We start from the raw sequence: 16,559 nt of genomic DNA on the forward strand, positions 1-16,559 counted from the left end.
AACCTAAGACCAAAGCGGTATTTCAAAGGGATGAACATTTCGCTATAAAATAATGGGCATCACGTAGAAATACGGTAGTTGCATTAACATTTAACGCGAAGTCTAGTAAAATTTTACTTGTCCACATTACTTGTAAAGCTTGTAGCAAGCTGGAACTTACAAGTAATTTTTTAGAAAAGAGGAATAACACTGTGCTAGAAGCTTACCGCCAACACGTTGAAGAACGTGCCGCACTCGGAGTCCCACCGAAGCCACTTGATGATGCTCAAACTGCTGAACTCGTAGCCTTATTAAAAAATCCACCAGCAGGTGAAGAAGCTTATTTAGTAGATTTACTAGAAAATCGTGTTCCAGCAGGTGTTGACCAAGCTGCATATGTAAAAGCTGCTTTCTTAGCTGCTGTTGCAAAAGGCGAAGCAACCTCTCCACTCGTATCTAAAGAACGTGCCGTTTACTTACTAGGTACAATGCTTGGTGGTTATAACGTAGCACCACTTGTTGAACTTCTAGACAATGCTGAGCTTGCAGAATTAGCGGCTGAAGCATTAAAGAAAACACTGCTTGTATTTGATGCGTTCCATGACGTAGCTGACAAAGCAAAAGCAGGCAATGCTGCCGCTAAAGCAGTATTACAATCTTGGGCTGATGCAGAATGGTTCACAAGCCGTGCTGACGTTCCAGAAGAAATCAAAATCACTGTGTTCAAAGTAACAGGTGAGACCAATACCGATGACTTGTCTCCAGCGCAAGACGCTTGGAGCCGTCCAGACATCCCATTACACGCAAACGCAATGTTGAAAAACGAGCGTGACGGTATCAACCCTGAAAAACCAGGTGAAGTTGGTCCATTAAACCAAATCAAAGAATTGATCGCGAAAGGCAACCAAGTTGCTTACGTGGGTGACGTTGTTGGTACTGGTTCTTCTCGTAAATCTGCAACGAACTCTGTACTTTGGTTCTTCGGTGACGAACTTCCACACATTCCAAACAAAAAAGATGGTGGTGTGTGCTTAGGTTCTAAGATTGCACCAATTTTCTTCAACACAATGGAAGATGCAGGTGCATTACCTGTAGAAATCGACGTTGCCAACATGAACATGGGCGACGAAGTTGTATTGAAAATTGATCACGCTGCTGCAAAAGTAACTGCATTCAAAGACGGTGCACAAATTGCAGAAGCTGAGCTTAAAACGCCTGTACTTTTAGACGAAGTACGTGCTGGTGGTCGTATTAACTTGATCATCGGTCGTGGTTTGACTGCAAAAGCGCGTGAAGAATTAGGTCTTGCACCATCAGCATTGTTCCGTACACCAGTACAACCTGCTGACACTGGCAAAGGCTTTACACAAGCGCAGAAAATGGTTGGTCGTGCATGTGGTTTAGCTGAAGGCCAAGGTATCCGTCCGGGTACTTACTGTGAACCGAAGATGACCACTGTTGGTTCTCAAGATACAACAGGTCCGATGACGCGTGATGAGTTAAAAGACTTGGCGTGCTTGGGCTTCTCAGCTGACTTAGTGATGCAGTCTTTCTGTCACACTGCTGCGTATCCAAAACCAGTTGACGTAACAACTCACCATACATTACCTGACTTCATTATGAACCGTGGTGGTGTATCTTTACGTCCAGGTGACGGTATTATCCACTCTTGGTTAAACCGTATGTTACTTCCAGATACTGTTGGTACTGGTGGTGACTCACATACACGTTTCCCAATCGGTATTTCTTTCCCAGCGGGTTCTGGTCTTGTTGCATTCGCAGCTGCAACTGGCGTTATGCCACTTGATATGCCTGAGTCTGTACTGGTTAAGTTCAAAGGTAAAATGCAACCTGGTATCACTTTACGTGACCTTGTACATGCAATTCCTTACTACGCAATTCAAGCGGGTGACTTAACTGTAGAGAAGAAAGGTAAGAAAAACATCTTCTCTGGTCGTATCCTTGAGATCGATTTATCAGAAATGGAAAATGACTTGACGGTTGAGCAAGCATTCGAACTTTCTGATGCATCTGCTGAGCGTTCTGCTGCTGGTTGTTCAATCACACTTTCTGAAGAGAAAGTTGCTGAATACTTACGTTCTAACATCACCATGTTGAAGTGGATGATCGCAGAAGGTTATGGAGATGCGCGTACAATGGCGCGTCGTGCTGAAAACATGCAGAAGTGGTTAGATAACCCAAGCTTGTTGAAAGCAGATGCTGATGCAGAATATTTAAAAGTTTACGAAATCGATCTTGCTGACATCAAAGAACCAATTCTTTGCTGCCCGAACGATCCAGATGACGCGAAACTTCTTTCTGATGTTCAAGGCGACAAGATTGATGAAGTATTCATCGGTTCTTGTATGACTAACATCGGTCACTTCCGTGCAGCGGGTCAGTTACTTGACAAAGTACCTGGTGGTTCATTGTCTACTCGTTTATGGTTGGCTCCACCAACTCGTATGGACGAGCATCAATTGATGGAAGAAGGCTTGTATAACATCTATGGTCGTGCTGGTGCGCGTACAGAGATGCCAGGCTGTTCATTGTGTATGGGTAACCAAGCACGTGTAGCACCGAACACAACATGTGTATCGACTTCTACTCGTAACTTCCCGAACCGTTTAGGTCAAGGTGCAAACGTTTACTTAGCTTCTGCTGAGCTTGCATCTGTAGCTGCGGTTCTTGGTAAATTACCAAGCCCAGAAGAATATCAACAGTACGCGTCACAAATCGACAGCGCTTCTGCTGACATCTACAAATACTTGAACTTCGACAAGATGAGCGAATATACAAAAGAAGCTGATCAAGTTGATACCAAGAAAATCCAAGCTGCTCAATTGACCTAATACGTTAGTGAGCTAAAAATAAGGGCTGAGTAATCAGCCCTTATTTTTTTGATATTGTGCCTAATCGTTATGCCAGATGTGACTTAACAATTTAGGCAAAGTGAATGTATTAAAAATGAAGATTTACTTTTCAGAATAACTTTAATCTGTATTTTTTCTTGAGCATTTTCAAATTTGCTTCTTTTCTATGCTAATTAAATCATCAATACATTTTAATTATTCATGAACAATAAACTTTACTGTTTATGCTCAAGCTCAGTGTCTACTGTGTTTAGCGTAAACATACAGGGTTTTATTCAATCATATAAAAAGGAGTTTGATGATGGAAACTTTAGCCAAAGCTTATGCTAAAGCAGCAGGAATTGTGCTCGCAGGGTGCCTATTGGCAGCCTGTAATGATGATGATAAGAAGAAATTAAATTCTGACATTAAGCTGCAAACAACAACAATGGCCTTAACAGCTTTAAGTCAGCACCTTGTTTGGAAAAATGACCAATGTGATGCGGTATATCGAGATGCGATAGAACAAAATCATAAAGCATTAACCGCCTTGCAAGATTTAAGAGCGTCATTAACCACGCAGCAGAACAATTTAGCCGCTTTTATTGATCAGCGTATGTTGCCTAAGCTCACTCAGTTGGGTTCTGAGGCCACTTTTATCCGTGAACGTTGTAATGCGCCAGATTATGACGGTACGGGCGTGAGTATGGAACGTCCTGCAATGCTGCGTGAAATGCTGAATGAATGGCAGGGAACGATTGATTTATTAACAAAACAGCTCAGTAAACCGCCACAAATGAATGTATCAATTCAACCCGCACGTTTAACCAATGTCGACGTTAATGCAGATACCGTTGCAGCATTCAAATTTAAAGATTGTTCAGATGGCTTTTGTCCTGAGTTGACGGTAATTCCCGCTGGAAGCTATCTAATGGGTGGCACATTGGAAGAGCAGGAGCGAGAGGGCGTGCCAGCTCAGGCAAGACCCTATGAACTACCTCAACATCAAGTCAATGTTACACAACCATTTGCAATGGCCTCGCATGAAACCACGGTCGCTCAATTTCAGCAATTCCAGAAAGAAACAGGCTGGGAAGTGCAAGGATGTCGAAGTTGGGAAACACGAGACGATGAGTTCAATATGTGGTATCGCAATGACTTAACTCCGAGTAATCCAGGGTTTGCACAAACGGCTCAAGATCCCGTTGTGTGTGTACGTCGTGAAGATGGTCAGGCTTTTGCAGCATGGTTATCTGAAAAAACAGGAAAAACCTATCGTTTGCCTACTGAGGCTGAATGGGAATATGCAGCACGGGCGGGGACATCAACTGCATTCTATTGGGGCAATGACCCTGAGCGTGATCAAGCCTGCAAGTATGCCAATGTTTTAGATGTCAGCACGACGACCACAGAAACCAATACAGCCACATGGCGGGCATTTAACTGTAACGATGCTTATGCATATACCGCACCTGTGGGCTCATTTTTACCGAATGCTTTTGGTTTATATGATGTACTCGCCAATGCGCGTGAATGGGTAGATGATTGTTGGCATGCCAATTATCAAGGTGCGCCTGCAACAGCAGTACGTTGGGGTGCAGAAAATAATGGTCTATGTAATTTCCCTGTATTGCGTGGTGGTGCATGGATCTATAACGTACATAATGTACGAACGGCTTACCGTAATGCCTATTATTCGTCTCAGGCGCGTTCAACCATGTGGGGTTTCCGTGTGGTTAGAGAAATTTAAGCTTATAGATTATGCCACGATGCCGATCTCGTAGTTTTAATTGATATGGTCTCGTAATTTTGTCTTTACAGTTTAAATCATCCATCGTTTAATTATTCGAAAATGAGTGATTTAAAAAGTTGATTTAATTAAATGGCGAAACAATCCCGCTTCTTATGTATTGGTGGATTCCTTAACGGTTCAGCTGTGAAAGATCAAGGTGACAGTTTTATCTGTGTCGAAAATGGCAAACAAGTCAGCTACCACAAAAAGGAAATCTTCCATCAAGACTCGTGGCATCAAGATTACTACGTCTGCGAAACGACGACGGATCAACAAGCACGAAACTGGGTTTATGATATCAAGCCTGATTAATGACGCTGATATCATTTTATTCGCTGTGTAGGTTTATAATTCTAGTACCCTTCAAATTAGTTACATGAAAAAGCCCCTTCGTAAGGGGCTTTTTTTAAACTAAATCATCCTACCAATAACCCAACACTTTCCACCAAAGTCCGCCAATCACCACAAAGATGATGATATTGACGACACTCATGACAAAGCCCGCTTTCCACCATTCACCCAGTGTGGTGTAACCTGAACCGAATACCACAGGCGATGTGCCCGTTGCATAATGGGTTAAGGTCATCATGATGCTCGAAGCTGCTGCCATCATTAAGGCAAATAACATCGGTGGCGCACCTAATGCCAGTCCAGCCGTATAGAAGGCGGCAAACATGGCGGTGATATGTGCGGTGGTACTGGCAAACATATAATGTGCATACAGATAGGCAAGCATTAACAATAAACAGGCAGGCATCCAGCTGAGTCCTAAATGACCAATCCCTGTTTCTAACACACCTGAGAACCACGTGATTAAACCGAGCTTATTTAAATAAGTCGCCATCATCACCAAGGCCGCAAACCAAGTGATGGTATCCCATGCGCTTTTTTGCGTCAGGATATCTTCCCAAGTCAGTACACCCGTAATCAGCAGCAAGCCTAAACCAATAAAGGCTGTCGTGGTGGGATCAACCGCCCAAGCCGAACCGAAAATCATGGCAAGAATGCCGGCCCATAACAGTAGTAAAATCCCAAATACGCCCAGCATAATGATTTCATTTTTGCTGACAGGGCCCATTTCTTTTAACTTGGTTTTGGCAAACTGAGCTGCATTTGGGGTTTCTTTCACTTCAGGTGGATACATCCAATACATGATCAATGGCATGATGATCAAGGCAATCAAACCAGGTAATAACATCGCCAGTGCCCATGTACTCCAACTCAAGGAAATCTTACTGTTGGTTGCTTTCGCCACCAGATCAACCACCAAAGGGTTAGGAGCGGTTGCGGTAATAAACATGGCAGATGTAATCGGGTTGGCTTGGTAGTTGACCAAAGCTAAATACTTCCCCATACGACCTTCAGTACCTTTAGCAGGGTCAGAGTCATAACTGGTGGAAATTGCACGGACAATCGGGTGAATAATCCCGCCACCACGTGCGGTATTACTTGGGGTAACAGGTGCAAGAATCAGTTCAGACAGCACCATGCTATAACCGATACCAATGGTTTTCTTGCCCCAAACGGCGATAAATAAATAGCCTAAGCGTGCACCCAATCCAGTTTTTTGCAAACCTTTGGAGATCATAATTGAAATACCAATCAACCAGATCAGTGGGTTGGCAAAACTGCTGAGGGCATCTTGAATGGCACCACTTGGACTGTCATTAGTCACACCTGTCACGGCGACTAAAGTAATGGCAATAATCGCAATCGCACCAATCGGCATGGCTTTACCAATAATGGCGGCAATGACACCAACAAACATCGCCAGTAAATGCCATGCATCAGGATCAACGCCTGTAGGCACAGGAATGACGAACCAGATAATTAATGCAATAAATAAAGAGATCAGCGTCGGGAGAGCTTTAAATCCCATGTAATTTCCCCTTGTTGTACGGGTTTAATAAAATTTATAGTTCTTTATGAATGAATCGTTAAAGAAAATAACCACTAAGCTTTTATTATCGTTGAAGCGAGTGTCAAACTGCAAAGAAAGTTTTGTTGAAACAGCGTGATATAGGCCAATCAATTGGTGAATGCTTTTGTTTTAAACGAGAAAATAGAGCTTCAGCTTAAAATCCCTTATTAAATATGAGAGCAACGTGCTACATTTTTGGCTTGCTTGATTAAACAATAAGTATGGTATGACTCAATTTTCATGGCAGCAATTAAGACGTTTTGTTTATGACAATCTGCACAATGATGACTATAAAAGTACGGTAAGTACCTGTGTAAACTATCTATTGATTGCCTTGATTATTGGCAACGTGGCTGCGGTTTTGTTGGAGTCCGTCAACGAATTTTATCAACTATACAAGCCTTATTTCGATATCTTTGAAAATCTCTCGATCATGATTTTTAGTGGTGAATACCTGCTTAGGCTCTGGAGTATTGTTGAGGAAGAGCCGCAAGAGGCTGCTTGGAAACAACGGATTCGTTGGATGAAAAGTGGTGGGGCAATTATCGACCTATTGGCGATTTTGCCTGCTTATCTCAATTTCATTGTTCCGATTGATTTGCGTTTCTTACGCGTCTTACGTTTGGTTCGTTTACTCAAGCTAACCCGTTATTTTGTTTCGCTGCAAATTTTATTGCGCGTGATTCAACGCGAAAAAGGCTCATTCCAAGCGGTTATTTTTATCTTGGTGATTATGATCGTGATGACGGCTTCTGCGATTTATGTGGTTGAGAATAAAGCCCAGCCTGAGGCGTTTAGCTCAATACCGCAATCGATGTGGTGGGCAGTGGTTACCTTAACTACAGTTGGTTATGGCGATGTGACCCCTGTGACTAACTTGGGGCGGATACTCGGTGCATTTATTACCATTCTCGGGGTAGGTATTGCCGCTTTACCAGCGGGTATTTTGGCTTCTGGTCTTGCCAATGAATTGAATATGCGTAATCAGCGATTGGAGCAAGAGTTTCGGGAAGTACTACAGGCCAAAGGTTTAGACCTGCTGCATGATCAAGTGGAAATTGAACGGATTCGCAAAAAGGTCGGTTTACCCAAAGAGCAGACCCATGAAATTATTATGCAACTGGTCAGAGAAAAGTTGCTTGAAGATCAGGAGCAGGAAAAGAAGCTGTGCCGTTACTGCCCACATTGTGGCGAAAAACTTCCTGAATAACTTGAAATTTATTATAAAAATGTAGCTTAAGGCTTCAGCATAAGCGCCTAATACTCAGTTATTTATTCTGATTAAATAATACTAAATTTGGCTCTAAAGCTCGGTAACACTGAGCCTTAGGGCTTTTTTATTAAAAATTAAAAGTTCTGTTGATTCAGTGGTACTTCACATCGATGATATTTCATTTAAAAAAGTTAACAATAATCTTTATCATTTGTGATAATTTCTTGTTATCTATTTTGTATTTTTTAAGCTTATTTTAAGTTTGCGCATCCTATGAAGTTCTCCCAACATGATTAAGCGGCGTTATCTGATTTTATTATTGCTTCCATTGGCATTTATTTCCTTATTTGTTGGTGTCGGTGAGATGAGTCTTGCGGGTTTGTGGGCTGGTAATCCTCATGAATGGCAATTGTTCTGGACCAGTCGTTTACCGCGTCTCATGGCAATTATTGTGGCAGGTGCGGGCCTGAGTGTCTGTGGCTTGATTATGCAATCCCTTAGCCGCAACCGTTTTGTTTCTCCAACCACTGCTGGTTTGTATGATTGTGCCCGTTTAGGCGTCTTGGTTTCGATTATCTTGCTGCCGAATGCTTCAATCTTTGTCAAAACAGGCTTTGCGATTGCCGTGACACTGATGGGGGCAATGGCCTTTATGAGCATTCTGGCGACCCTCAAGCATCGAGATACCGTGTTTGTTCCACTGGTGGGTATGATTTTCGGCAGTATTATCTCGGCCTTTACCACCTTTATTGCCTTGCAAATGGATCTATTACAAAACTTGGCAGGTTGGTTGCAAGGTGATTTTTCCACCATTTTAAATGGTCAGTATGAGCTGATCTACCTCAGTGTGCCTGTATTGATCCTGATCTATGTCTTTGCCAATCGTTTTGTCTTGGCAGGCTTGGGACAGGATTTTGCCACCAATCTTGGACTGAATTATAAACAGACCTTATTTCTGGGTTTGCTACTGGTCTCAGTGATTACAGGTGTGGTGATTGTGACCGTGGGTGCAATTCCTTTTCTTGGATTAATCGTACCGAATTTGGTCAGTCTGTATTTAGGTGATCATATTCGTCGAACCTTATCACATACGGCGCTCCTCGGTGCTTTGCTGGTATTGCTTTGTGATGTTTTTGGCAGGGTGGTGATTTATCCCTATGAGGTCTCAGTGAGTTTAATTATGGGTGTTGTCGGCAGTGTGATTTTCCTGTGGTTATTGCTCAGGAGATATCGCCATGCCTCATAAAACCAAACTGATTGTTTTAGCCCTCTTGATGCTGCTGAGCATTGCCTTATATCTGGGCTGGAATTTAGGGGTGGCATGGCAATATGCTCTCGGTCTGCGTTTAAAAACCGTTGCTGCCATCATCGTCGCTGGCGTCGCCGTTGGTGTTTCAACTTTGGTCTTTCATACCATTGTGAATAACCGAGTGGTGACACCGCAGGCTTTAGGGTTGGATAAATTATATGAATTGTCCAAGACAGCGATGATCTATTTCTTTGGTGCGAGCACTTTACTGTCACTCAACTTTGTTACCGATTATTTGATCAGTTTGCTGCTCATGGTCACGTTTGCCTTGTTGCTATATCGGTTTATTTTCCAAAAAGTTGTACAGCAAAATATTTATTTTCTGTTGTTGGTGGGGCTGATCTGTTCGACTTTATTCGACAATATGACCACCTTCTTTCAGGTCTTGCTCGATCCTGATGAATTTCAGATTGCAGCCTATGCCGGTTTTGCCAGTTTTAATGTGGTGAAAATGGAAACGGTTGGATTGTCTTTGCTGACCATTGTGCCGATTCTGTTTTATAGCTTAAAGCACTATCACAAGCTGGATGTGATGGCGCTGGGACGCGATCATGCTCTAAATTTGGGTCTGGATTATGACAAGACCAGTCGCGTGTTATTGATTCTGGTGGTATTGGCGCTGGCTTCAGCAACTGCTTTGGCAGGCCCGATGATGTTCCTTGGCTTGTTGGTACTCAACATTACCCTCGAGTTGTTCAAGACCCATCAGCATCACATCTTATTACTCGGCATTATTCTGGTCAGCATCCTATGTTTGATGATCGGGCAGTTCATCGTATTGCATCTATTGAATTTCAAAACCACGTTGAGTGTGATCATTAATTTTGTCGGTGGAATTTATTTCTTCTGGATATTACTGAAGGAAAATAAAAAATGGCAATAGAGCTAAAGAATTTAAGCAAAAGCTATCAGCAACAGCAGGTGGTACATGAGCTTTCACTAAATATTGCCAAAGGACAGTTTACGGCGTTCATTGGCCCGAATGGTGCGGGCAAAAGTACGGTACTTTCGATGATGAGTCGCTTAATCGAGGCTGATCAGGGGCAAGTGTTGCTGGATGGGCAGGACTTACAGCAGATGAAAAGTGCCGAGATTGCGAAAAAGCTGGCCATCTTAAAACAGTCCAACCATACCGAGTTAAGGCTCAGTATTGAGGATCTGGTGGCATTTGGTCGTTTCCCATACTCCCAAGGACGCTTGAGCGTAGAAGATCGCAAGGTAATTGATCGCTCGATTGCCTATATGGATTTAGAAGCCTTACGGCAGCGTCAAATCAGTGAATTGTCAGGTGGTCAACGTCAGCGTGCTTATATCGCCATGATTCTGGCACAAGACACCGATTATATTTTGCTCGATGAACCTTTGAATAATCTGGATATGAAGCACTCTTCACAAATTATGAAGGTGCTAAAAGATCTGGCTGAAAATCACGGTAAGTCGATCATTGTAGTGATTCATGACATCAATTTTGCCTCAGTGTATGCCGATCACATCATTGCCATGAAAGAAGGGCAATTGGTCTATCAAGGTCATCCACAGCAGATGATGGATGAACGCATTCTCAAGGATATTTTCGATTTTCATATCCCGATTCAACAGGTTGAACAACACAAATTAGGTTTGTATTTCATTAGTTAGGAGTTCGTTATGCTTTTCAAAAAAACATTGCCAGTCATGATGCTGAGTGTGGTCTTGGCTGCATGTGGTAATTCCAACACACCTTCTGCAACACAGGAAGGAAATACGGCTGCTGCACAGGATACGCATAGCTTCGAAAGTAAGGCGGGTCAAATCACGATTCCTGCAAATTTATCTCGAATTGCGGTATTGGATACCAGTGCTTTGAATACCATCCATGCTTTAGGCGCGGATGACAAAGTGGTGGCTTTACCCAAAGGCACCCCGTTGCCAAAAGTGCTGCAAGACTTTAATGAGGGTAAATATCTGGATGTCGGTACAGTCAAAGAACCAAATCTGGAAAAAATTGCAGCCAGCCAACCTGAATTGATTTTGATGAGCGGACGAATGGAAAATCTGGTGGCACAGATTAAACAGATTGCACCGACTTATTTTGTTGATGTGGACTATAACGATCAGTTCAACTCATTTAAGCAGCAAACCCTGAATATTGCCGAGATGGTGGGCAAAAAGCCAGAAGCGGAGCAACAATTACAAACTTTGGAAAAAGATATAGCCGCATTAAAAGCCAAAACTAAAGCTAAAACTGCTTTGGTGGTTCTGGTCAATAACAGCAAAATTGCGGCTTATGGACCAGGTTCACGCTTCGGTAATATCCATGACCTCTATGGTTTTACTCCAGCAGATCCTTCAATCAAAGTCGGCTTGCATGGTATGGCGGTGTCGCATGAGTTTATTGCCCAGAAAAATCCTGATTATCTGTTTGTGATTGACCGTGGTGCTGCGATTACTGAAAATCAGCAAGGTGCCAAGCAGGTCTTGAATAACAAGATTATTAACCAGACCAAAGCAGCGAAAAATGGCAATATCGTCTATTTGGATTCAAGTAACTGGTACTTGATGAATAATGGCTTGGATGGCATGAAGGCCATGTTAAAAGAAGTGGCAGATGCGGTGAAATAAAAATTCAATCTGCTGATTTTATAACAAAAACCCGAAGGACTTCCTTTGGGTTTTTTATATGATGGGATTTAATAAATCACTACTTTTATAACCTCATGCGTATTTCTTTATTGTATTTGGGCACGGCGATTTTAGCCATTTTGCTGCTGATTTCTGGAATTCAGCCTTTCGATCGAACCACGTGGTGGCTTGAAATCATCCCCGTATTGATCGTGGTCCCGTTATTATTTACGACCTATAAAGCTTTCCCGCTCAGTCATTTGTTATATGTACTGATTTTTTTGCATGCCGTTGTGTTGATTGTCGGTGGCGCGTATAGCTACGCACGCGTGCCTTTGGGTTTTGAAATTGCACAATGGTTGGGTTTAGAACGGAATCCATACGACAAGATCGGACATTTTATGCAGGGCTTTGTCCCTGCCATAGCTGCGCGTGAAATTCTGATTCGAAATCGTATTTTAAGCAAAGGCAAAATGCTCAGTTTTATTGTGATCTGTATTGTAATGGCGATTAGTGCGGGCTATGAATTGATTGAATGGGCCGCTGCATTGTCTTTGGGCCAAGGAGCCGAAGAGTTTTTGGGTACGCAAGGGGATGAGTGGGATACACAGTCAGATATGTTTTTTGCTTTGATTGGGTCGATCAGCGCCTTATTATTCTTATCAAAATGGCATGATCGACAGATTGCAAAATTAGTGCATTAAAATCAGTGCATGAATCTGCCGTTAAGATACGGCAGATTCATTTTTTTCTGAGTATTTGGCATAAGCCAGTGCAATCAACAGAATCGCCAGACCGCCCAAACTTAATACAAAACCCACCCAGATCGGTGCTAACCAACCCATATTGTGGCTGAGGACCCAGCCCCCCAAGAAAGCACCAAGTGCATTGGCCAAGTTGAAAGCTGAATGATTCAGTGAGGCTGCCAAAGTTTGTGCATCACCTGCGATATCCATCAAATGGGTCTGTAAAGCACCACCAAGACCGATCACGGTAAAGCCAATCAAGAATAAGGCCGCAATTGCGGTATAGAGATGAGACATCATAAAGCTGGCAGCGACAAAGGCGAGTGCCGAACTGATCAGAATGCCAATAATGGTTTTAAATAGATTTTTATCTGCCAACCAGCCGGCAACCAAGCCACCAATCACCATACCAATGCCCCAAATTGCGAGCGCTACAGGTACTACACGAATATCAGCATGGGTATATTCGGTTAGGATTGGTGAGACATAGCTATACACCGAAAACATGCCGCCAAAGCCAATTGCACCAACGGCAAGGGTCAGCCACATATTGATATTTTTTAAACCCGCCAACTCCGCTTTGATACTCGCAGTTTTCTGCAATGGGATATTGGGTACAAATAAACTGACACCAATGAGGGTAATAAACGCAATCACCGCAGAAAACTCAAAACCTGATTTCCAGCCAAATTGTTGACCCAGCCATGTGGCAATCGGCACGCCAATGACATTGGCAATGGTGAGTCCCATCATCACTTGTGCAATCGCTGTGGCACGGCGTTGCTTACCTGCCAGTTCAGCCGCAACCAATGCCGCTACACCGAAGTAGGCACCATGTGGAAAGCCTGCGATAAAGCGAGACAGCAGCATGGCTTCTGGTGTGCTGGCAAAAGCCGTCGCAGCATTGGCCAAACCATAAAAAAGCATCAGGCTAAGCAATAGCGTCTTACGCGGTACTTTTGCGCCTAAAATCGCAATAATCGGTGCACCCACCATGACGCCGAGGGCATAGGCGCTGATGAAATAGCCTGCATGCGGCACACTGACATTTAAATCGGTGGCGATTTCCTGAATCAGCCCCATTGCTACAAATTCAGTCGTTCCAATACAGAAACTACCAACAGCGAGGGAGAAAATAACCAGAAATAAGGAATAATTGTGTGAGGGTGTGGAATCTAAGGGAGAGCTTGGCGAGGACATAATATTTCAAGTCAAAAAGTAGCGCCGTATTATATTCGACTCGCATTCAGAAAAGTGAAATAGAACACAATTTTTATCTCAACTGATTTGGAGAGGTAGGATAAAATTTGATTAATTGAATGATAATTATTTTCATTTATGTATAATGCAACGCAGACGTTTTTTAGCTGAATTTTTATAAAGGGTGGAAAGAGAATGAAAAAATTATTGATCAGTTCATTGTTGCTTGCTTCAGGTTATAGCTTTGCTCATGAACCCTATGTTGCGCCACTTGCGTATACCACTGAACAAACCCAAGTCGCAATTATCTCGGGCTATGCAGAAGAAGCGTTGCAAAGTGAATATGCATTAAAAGATGCGAAGTTTGAAGTCACCAGCCCGAATAACAGTAAAACCACAGTTGCAGCAGAGTCTAAATTGGGTTCGGCAACCGTATTTGATTTAAAGTTGCCCGAAGCGGGAACTTATAGTGTTAAAACCAGTGCTAGTTATCCATTGAAATATGTACAAGATCAAAAAGAATGGAAAATGTTCTTTGATATGCCAGCAGACAAAGCACCAGCTAAAGCTGAACGTGATTTTGTCATTCCTTCGGATTTAAAAGCGAAAAAATTTACGCCTGTTGAAATTACCCGGGAATGGACATTATTGACTTATGTGTCTAAAGAGAAGAATACGCCAGTGCAGGCAAGCACAGCACCGATTCAAGTTGAGTTTTTAACCCATCCAAGTGAGCTAAAGGCCAATCAAACCGTTAAAATTAAAGCATCGAAAGCCAATCAAGCATTGATCAATGCTAATGTGGTCATTCGTGCTAAAGGTGCAACCGATAAGCAAGGCATTAGCTTGAAGACCGCTGCAGATGGCAGTGCTGATTTAGTCTTTGCTCAAGCAGGTGAATATCTGATTGAAGTTAGCGAAGCAGTCGATGCGAAGCAAAAGCCAAGCAATCAGTTCTATAGCATCATCAGTGTTGCTGTAAATTAAGAAGTGGAACGGCTAATTCATCTGAATTAGCCTTTTATTTCGAGGTCAATTTTATTGATTTGACTCATCATCCATTGCATTACTATAAAATTTCACACCCAATTGAATACGATCTCGACCATTGCTCATACGCCAGCGATTACTATCTCTAAGCGAATAAACACAACCACAGTATTCCTGTTGATAAAACTCTTCACGTTTGCTGATCTCTAGCATCCGTACTGCGCCGCCATGTTTACGCCAGTTATAATCCCAATATTGAATATTTTGATAATGTGCAGCGGCACGCAGACCACAGTCATTAATTTGCTGCATATTCTTCCAGCGAGAAATGCCCAGTGAACTACTGATCAGACTAAAGCCATGTTCATAGGCATATAGCGCTGTTCTTTCAAAACGCATATCAAAGCACATGGTGCAGCGAATGCCTTTTTCAGGCTCATTTTCCATGCCTTTGGCACGGGCAAACCAATTGTCAGTGTCGTAGTCACAATCGATAAAAGGAATATTATGCTTTTCGGCAAAGCGGATATTTTCCTCTTTACGAATCAAATATTCTTTCACAGGGTGAATATTTGGATTATAGAAAAAGATCGAAAAGTCGATGCCAGACTCAATCAAGGTTTCCATCACTTCACCTGAACACGGCGCACAGCATGAATGCAGCAACAGTTTGTCGTGCCCTTCGGGTAGGCTGAGCATTTGACGTTCAAGCGTCTTTTGACTTTGTCGTGTCATCGTTAGCGTGGTCTGCAAAAGTGAATCGTCTATTGTAAAAGTTTTAAATGTTTATGGCAGTTCAATTCCATGAAATGTTCTCAGCTCAAGCTGAAAATTTTTAAATACCAAAAGCATCCGTGTATTAATAGCAATTGGTGTGTTGAGTTTTTAAACGAGTGTGAATGGGTAAATCATGAAATAAAGCCTATGTTGAGACAAACTAATTAATATCATGTTAAGATGAATTAAATTCAATAATGGTTGTGGTCGTGTTAGAACTTCGTCATTTAAAAACTTTAATTGCTTTAAGAGAGCACGGTTCCTTGGTATCTGCTGCAACAGATTTATGTCTTACGCCATCTGCAATTTCACATCAATTAAAAGAATTGGATCACTGGTATGGGGTAGAAGTGGTTAATCGTCGTAGTCGTCCGGTGAGCTTCTCCAATGTAGGTGAACGCTTACTTAAACTGGCAGATGATGTATTGCCACAGGTACAAATTGCGCAAACCGATATTACCCGTATCGTACATGGGCAAACGGGACGAATTATTTTCTCATCGGAATGCCATAGCTGCTTTGATTGGCTCATGCCATTACTCAATCAATATCGCCTGCAATATCCTGATGTGGACCTAGACTTTGCAGCAGGTTTTGAATCCAATCCGCACGAGTTATTGCAAAATGCGGAATTTGATTTATTGATTACGGCTGACCCAATTGCGCTAAAAGGGATTGAATACTTCCCGATCTTTGAATATGAATCTCGTTTAGTACTTTCCAATACCCATCCATTGGTGCGTGCTGAGCAGGTTTCAGTCGAAGATTTAGCTGAAGAAACGCTGATCACTTATCCTGTTGATAAACATCGCTTGGATATCATGGCGCACTTGTTTATTCCTGCCAATATTCAACCCAAACATATTCGTACCACTGATCTGACCCAGATGCTAATTCAATTGGTTGCCAGTGGGCGTGGTATTGCCGCATTGCCTGATTGGGTGGTGAATGAGTATGAGCAAAAAGGCTGGGTGGTGAGTCGCCGTTTAGATTGTGTTTCGCCACAAGGTTTAAGACGAAAGCTCTACGCGGGTTATCGTAGTGAAGATAAGGAAAAGAATTACTTTGAAGGTTTTATTAAGCAGCTAGAAAAGTTTTCCAAGTTACGCACCGTATATTATGAACAGTAAGCAGCGATTGTTGGTTATCAGGTAGTGGCAGCACCACTACCTATCGACT

The 16,559-nt window shown here is 42.6% G+C and carries 14 protein-coding genes; 11 read left to right on the forward strand and 3 right to left on the reverse strand.

Going from position 1 to position 16,559, the window contains the following annotated elements; all coding sequences use genetic code 11:
• Positions 1-191 precede the first annotated feature (191 nt).
• From F957_RS11915 to F957_RS11905, 3 genes are all read left to right on the forward strand, one after another.
• Positions 192-2,831, forward strand: coding sequence for a bifunctional aconitate hydratase 2/2-methylisocitrate dehydratase (locus F957_RS11915; RefSeq protein WP_016539828.1), 2,640 nt, complete (start codon positions 192-194; stop codon positions 2,829-2,831).
• Positions 2,832-3,153: 322 nt separating this feature from the next.
• The gene (locus F957_RS11910) at positions 3,154-4,581 is read left to right on the forward strand and encodes a formylglycine-generating enzyme family protein (RefSeq protein ID WP_016539829.1); all 1,428 of its coding nucleotides are present in this window, start codon (positions 3,154-3,156) and stop codon (positions 4,579-4,581) included.
• Between the two features lie 132 nt (positions 4,582-4,713).
• Entirely contained in the window at positions 4,714-4,935 is a 222-nt protein-coding gene (locus F957_RS11905; protein WP_004806481.1) for a hypothetical protein, read from the forward strand.
• Positions 4,936-5,044: 109 nt separating this feature from the next.
• On the opposite strand, the gene F957_RS11900 is transcribed toward F957_RS11905, so the two are convergent.
• Entirely contained in the window at positions 5,045-6,502 is a 1,458-nt protein-coding gene (locus F957_RS11900; RefSeq protein ID WP_016539830.1) for a DASS family sodium-coupled anion symporter, read from the reverse strand.
• Positions 6,503-6,770: 268 nt separating this feature from the next.
• Here F957_RS11900 and F957_RS11895 point away from each other — a divergent pair, with 268 nt between their 5' ends.
• The 6 genes from F957_RS11895 (at position 6,771) to F957_RS11870 (ending at position 12,371) form a co-directional block, all read left to right on the forward strand.
• Positions 6,771-7,754 carry an ion transporter gene (locus F957_RS11895; protein ID WP_004806485.1) on the forward strand — a complete coding sequence of 328 codons (984 nt, stop codon included), beginning with the start codon at positions 6,771-6,773 and terminating at the stop codon, positions 7,752-7,754.
• 292 nt (positions 7,755-8,046) lie between these two features.
• Positions 8,047-9,003, forward strand: coding sequence for an ABC transporter permease (locus F957_RS11890; protein WP_016539831.1), 957 nt, complete (start codon positions 8,047-8,049; stop codon positions 9,001-9,003).
• Entirely contained in the window at positions 8,993-9,949 is a 957-nt protein-coding gene (locus tag F957_RS11885; protein ID WP_016539832.1) for an iron chelate uptake ABC transporter family permease subunit, read from the forward strand. The genes F957_RS11890 and F957_RS11885 overlap by 11 nt, the downstream gene beginning before the upstream one ends.
• Positions 9,940-10,704, forward strand: coding sequence for an iron ABC transporter ATP-binding protein (locus tag F957_RS11880; protein WP_016539833.1), 765 nt, complete (start codon positions 9,940-9,942; stop codon positions 10,702-10,704). The genes F957_RS11885 and F957_RS11880 overlap by 10 nt, the downstream gene beginning before the upstream one ends.
• A gap of 9 nt (positions 10,705-10,713) precedes the next feature.
• Entirely contained in the window at positions 10,714-11,667 is a 954-nt protein-coding gene (locus F957_RS11875) for a siderophore ABC transporter substrate-binding protein (protein ID WP_016539834.1), read from the forward strand.
• Between the two features lie 95 nt (positions 11,668-11,762).
• A complete protein-coding gene (locus F957_RS11870; protein ID WP_016539835.1) occupies positions 11,763-12,371 on the forward strand; it encodes a DUF2238 domain-containing protein in 609 nt (202 codons plus the stop codon).
• Positions 12,372-12,392: 21 nt separating this feature from the next.
• On the opposite strand, the gene F957_RS11865 is transcribed toward F957_RS11870, so the two are convergent.
• On the reverse strand, positions 12,393-13,613 hold the full coding sequence (locus tag F957_RS11865) for an MFS transporter (protein WP_016660303.1): 1,221 nt from the start codon (positions 13,611-13,613) through the stop codon (positions 12,393-12,395).
• A gap of 195 nt (positions 13,614-13,808) precedes the next feature.
• On the opposite strand from F957_RS11865, the gene F957_RS11860 reads away from it, so the two are divergent.
• Positions 13,809-14,600: a DUF4198 domain-containing protein gene (locus F957_RS11860; protein WP_016539837.1), complete on the forward strand. Its 792-nt coding sequence runs from the start codon at positions 13,809-13,811 to the stop codon at positions 14,598-14,600.
• 51 nt (positions 14,601-14,651) lie between these two features.
• Here F957_RS11860 and F957_RS11855 read toward each other — a convergent pair whose 3' ends face one another.
• Positions 14,652-15,338, reverse strand: coding sequence for an epoxyqueuosine reductase QueH (locus F957_RS11855; RefSeq protein ID WP_016539838.1), 687 nt, complete (start codon positions 15,336-15,338; stop codon positions 14,652-14,654).
• Positions 15,339-15,589: 251 nt separating this feature from the next.
• Between F957_RS11855 and F957_RS11850 the strand changes: the two genes are divergently transcribed.
• Positions 15,590-16,510: a LysR family transcriptional regulator gene (locus tag F957_RS11850; RefSeq protein WP_167539922.1), complete on the forward strand. Its 921-nt coding sequence runs from the start codon at positions 15,590-15,592 to the stop codon at positions 16,508-16,510.
• The last annotated feature ends 49 nt before the right edge of the window (positions 16,511-16,559 follow it).

The sequence above is a fragment of the Acinetobacter gyllenbergii CIP 110306 = MTCC 11365 genome (assembly GCF_000413855.1).
Classification (GTDB): Bacteria; Pseudomonadota; Gammaproteobacteria; order Pseudomonadales; family Moraxellaceae; genus Acinetobacter; species Acinetobacter gyllenbergii.

Excerpts from the sequence above, each read along its gene's own strand:
- F957_RS11910 (WP_016539829.1), top strand. The coding sequence starts at position 3,154 with ATGGAAACTTTAGCCAAAGCTTATGCTAAAGCAGCAGGAATTGTGCTC.
- F957_RS11900 (WP_016539830.1), bottom strand. The coding sequence starts at position 6,502 with ATGGGATTTAAAGCTCTCCCGACGCTGATCTCTTTATTTATTGCATTA.
- F957_RS11885 (WP_016539832.1), top strand. The coding sequence starts at position 8,993 with ATGCCTCATAAAACCAAACTGATTGTTTTAGCCCTCTTGATGCTGCTG.
- F957_RS11865 (WP_016660303.1), bottom strand. The coding sequence starts at position 13,613 with ATGTCCTCGCCAAGCTCTCCCTTAGATTCCACACCCTCACACAATTAT.
- F957_RS11880 (WP_016539833.1), top strand. The coding sequence starts at position 9,940 with ATGGCAATAGAGCTAAAGAATTTAAGCAAAAGCTATCAGCAACAGCAG.
- F957_RS11890 (WP_016539831.1), top strand. The coding sequence starts at position 8,047 with ATGATTAAGCGGCGTTATCTGATTTTATTATTGCTTCCATTGGCATTT.
- F957_RS11855 (WP_016539838.1), bottom strand. The coding sequence starts at position 15,338 with ATGACACGACAAAGTCAAAAGACGCTTGAACGTCAAATGCTCAGCCTA.
- F957_RS11895 (WP_004806485.1), top strand. The coding sequence starts at position 6,771 with ATGACTCAATTTTCATGGCAGCAATTAAGACGTTTTGTTTATGACAAT.
- F957_RS11905 (WP_004806481.1), top strand. The coding sequence starts at position 4,714 with ATGGCGAAACAATCCCGCTTCTTATGTATTGGTGGATTCCTTAACGGT.
- F957_RS11875 (WP_016539834.1), top strand. The coding sequence starts at position 10,714 with ATGCTTTTCAAAAAAACATTGCCAGTCATGATGCTGAGTGTGGTCTTG.
- F957_RS11860 (WP_016539837.1), top strand. The coding sequence starts at position 13,809 with ATGAAAAAATTATTGATCAGTTCATTGTTGCTTGCTTCAGGTTATAGC.
- F957_RS11870 (WP_016539835.1), top strand. The coding sequence starts at position 11,763 with ATGCGTATTTCTTTATTGTATTTGGGCACGGCGATTTTAGCCATTTTG.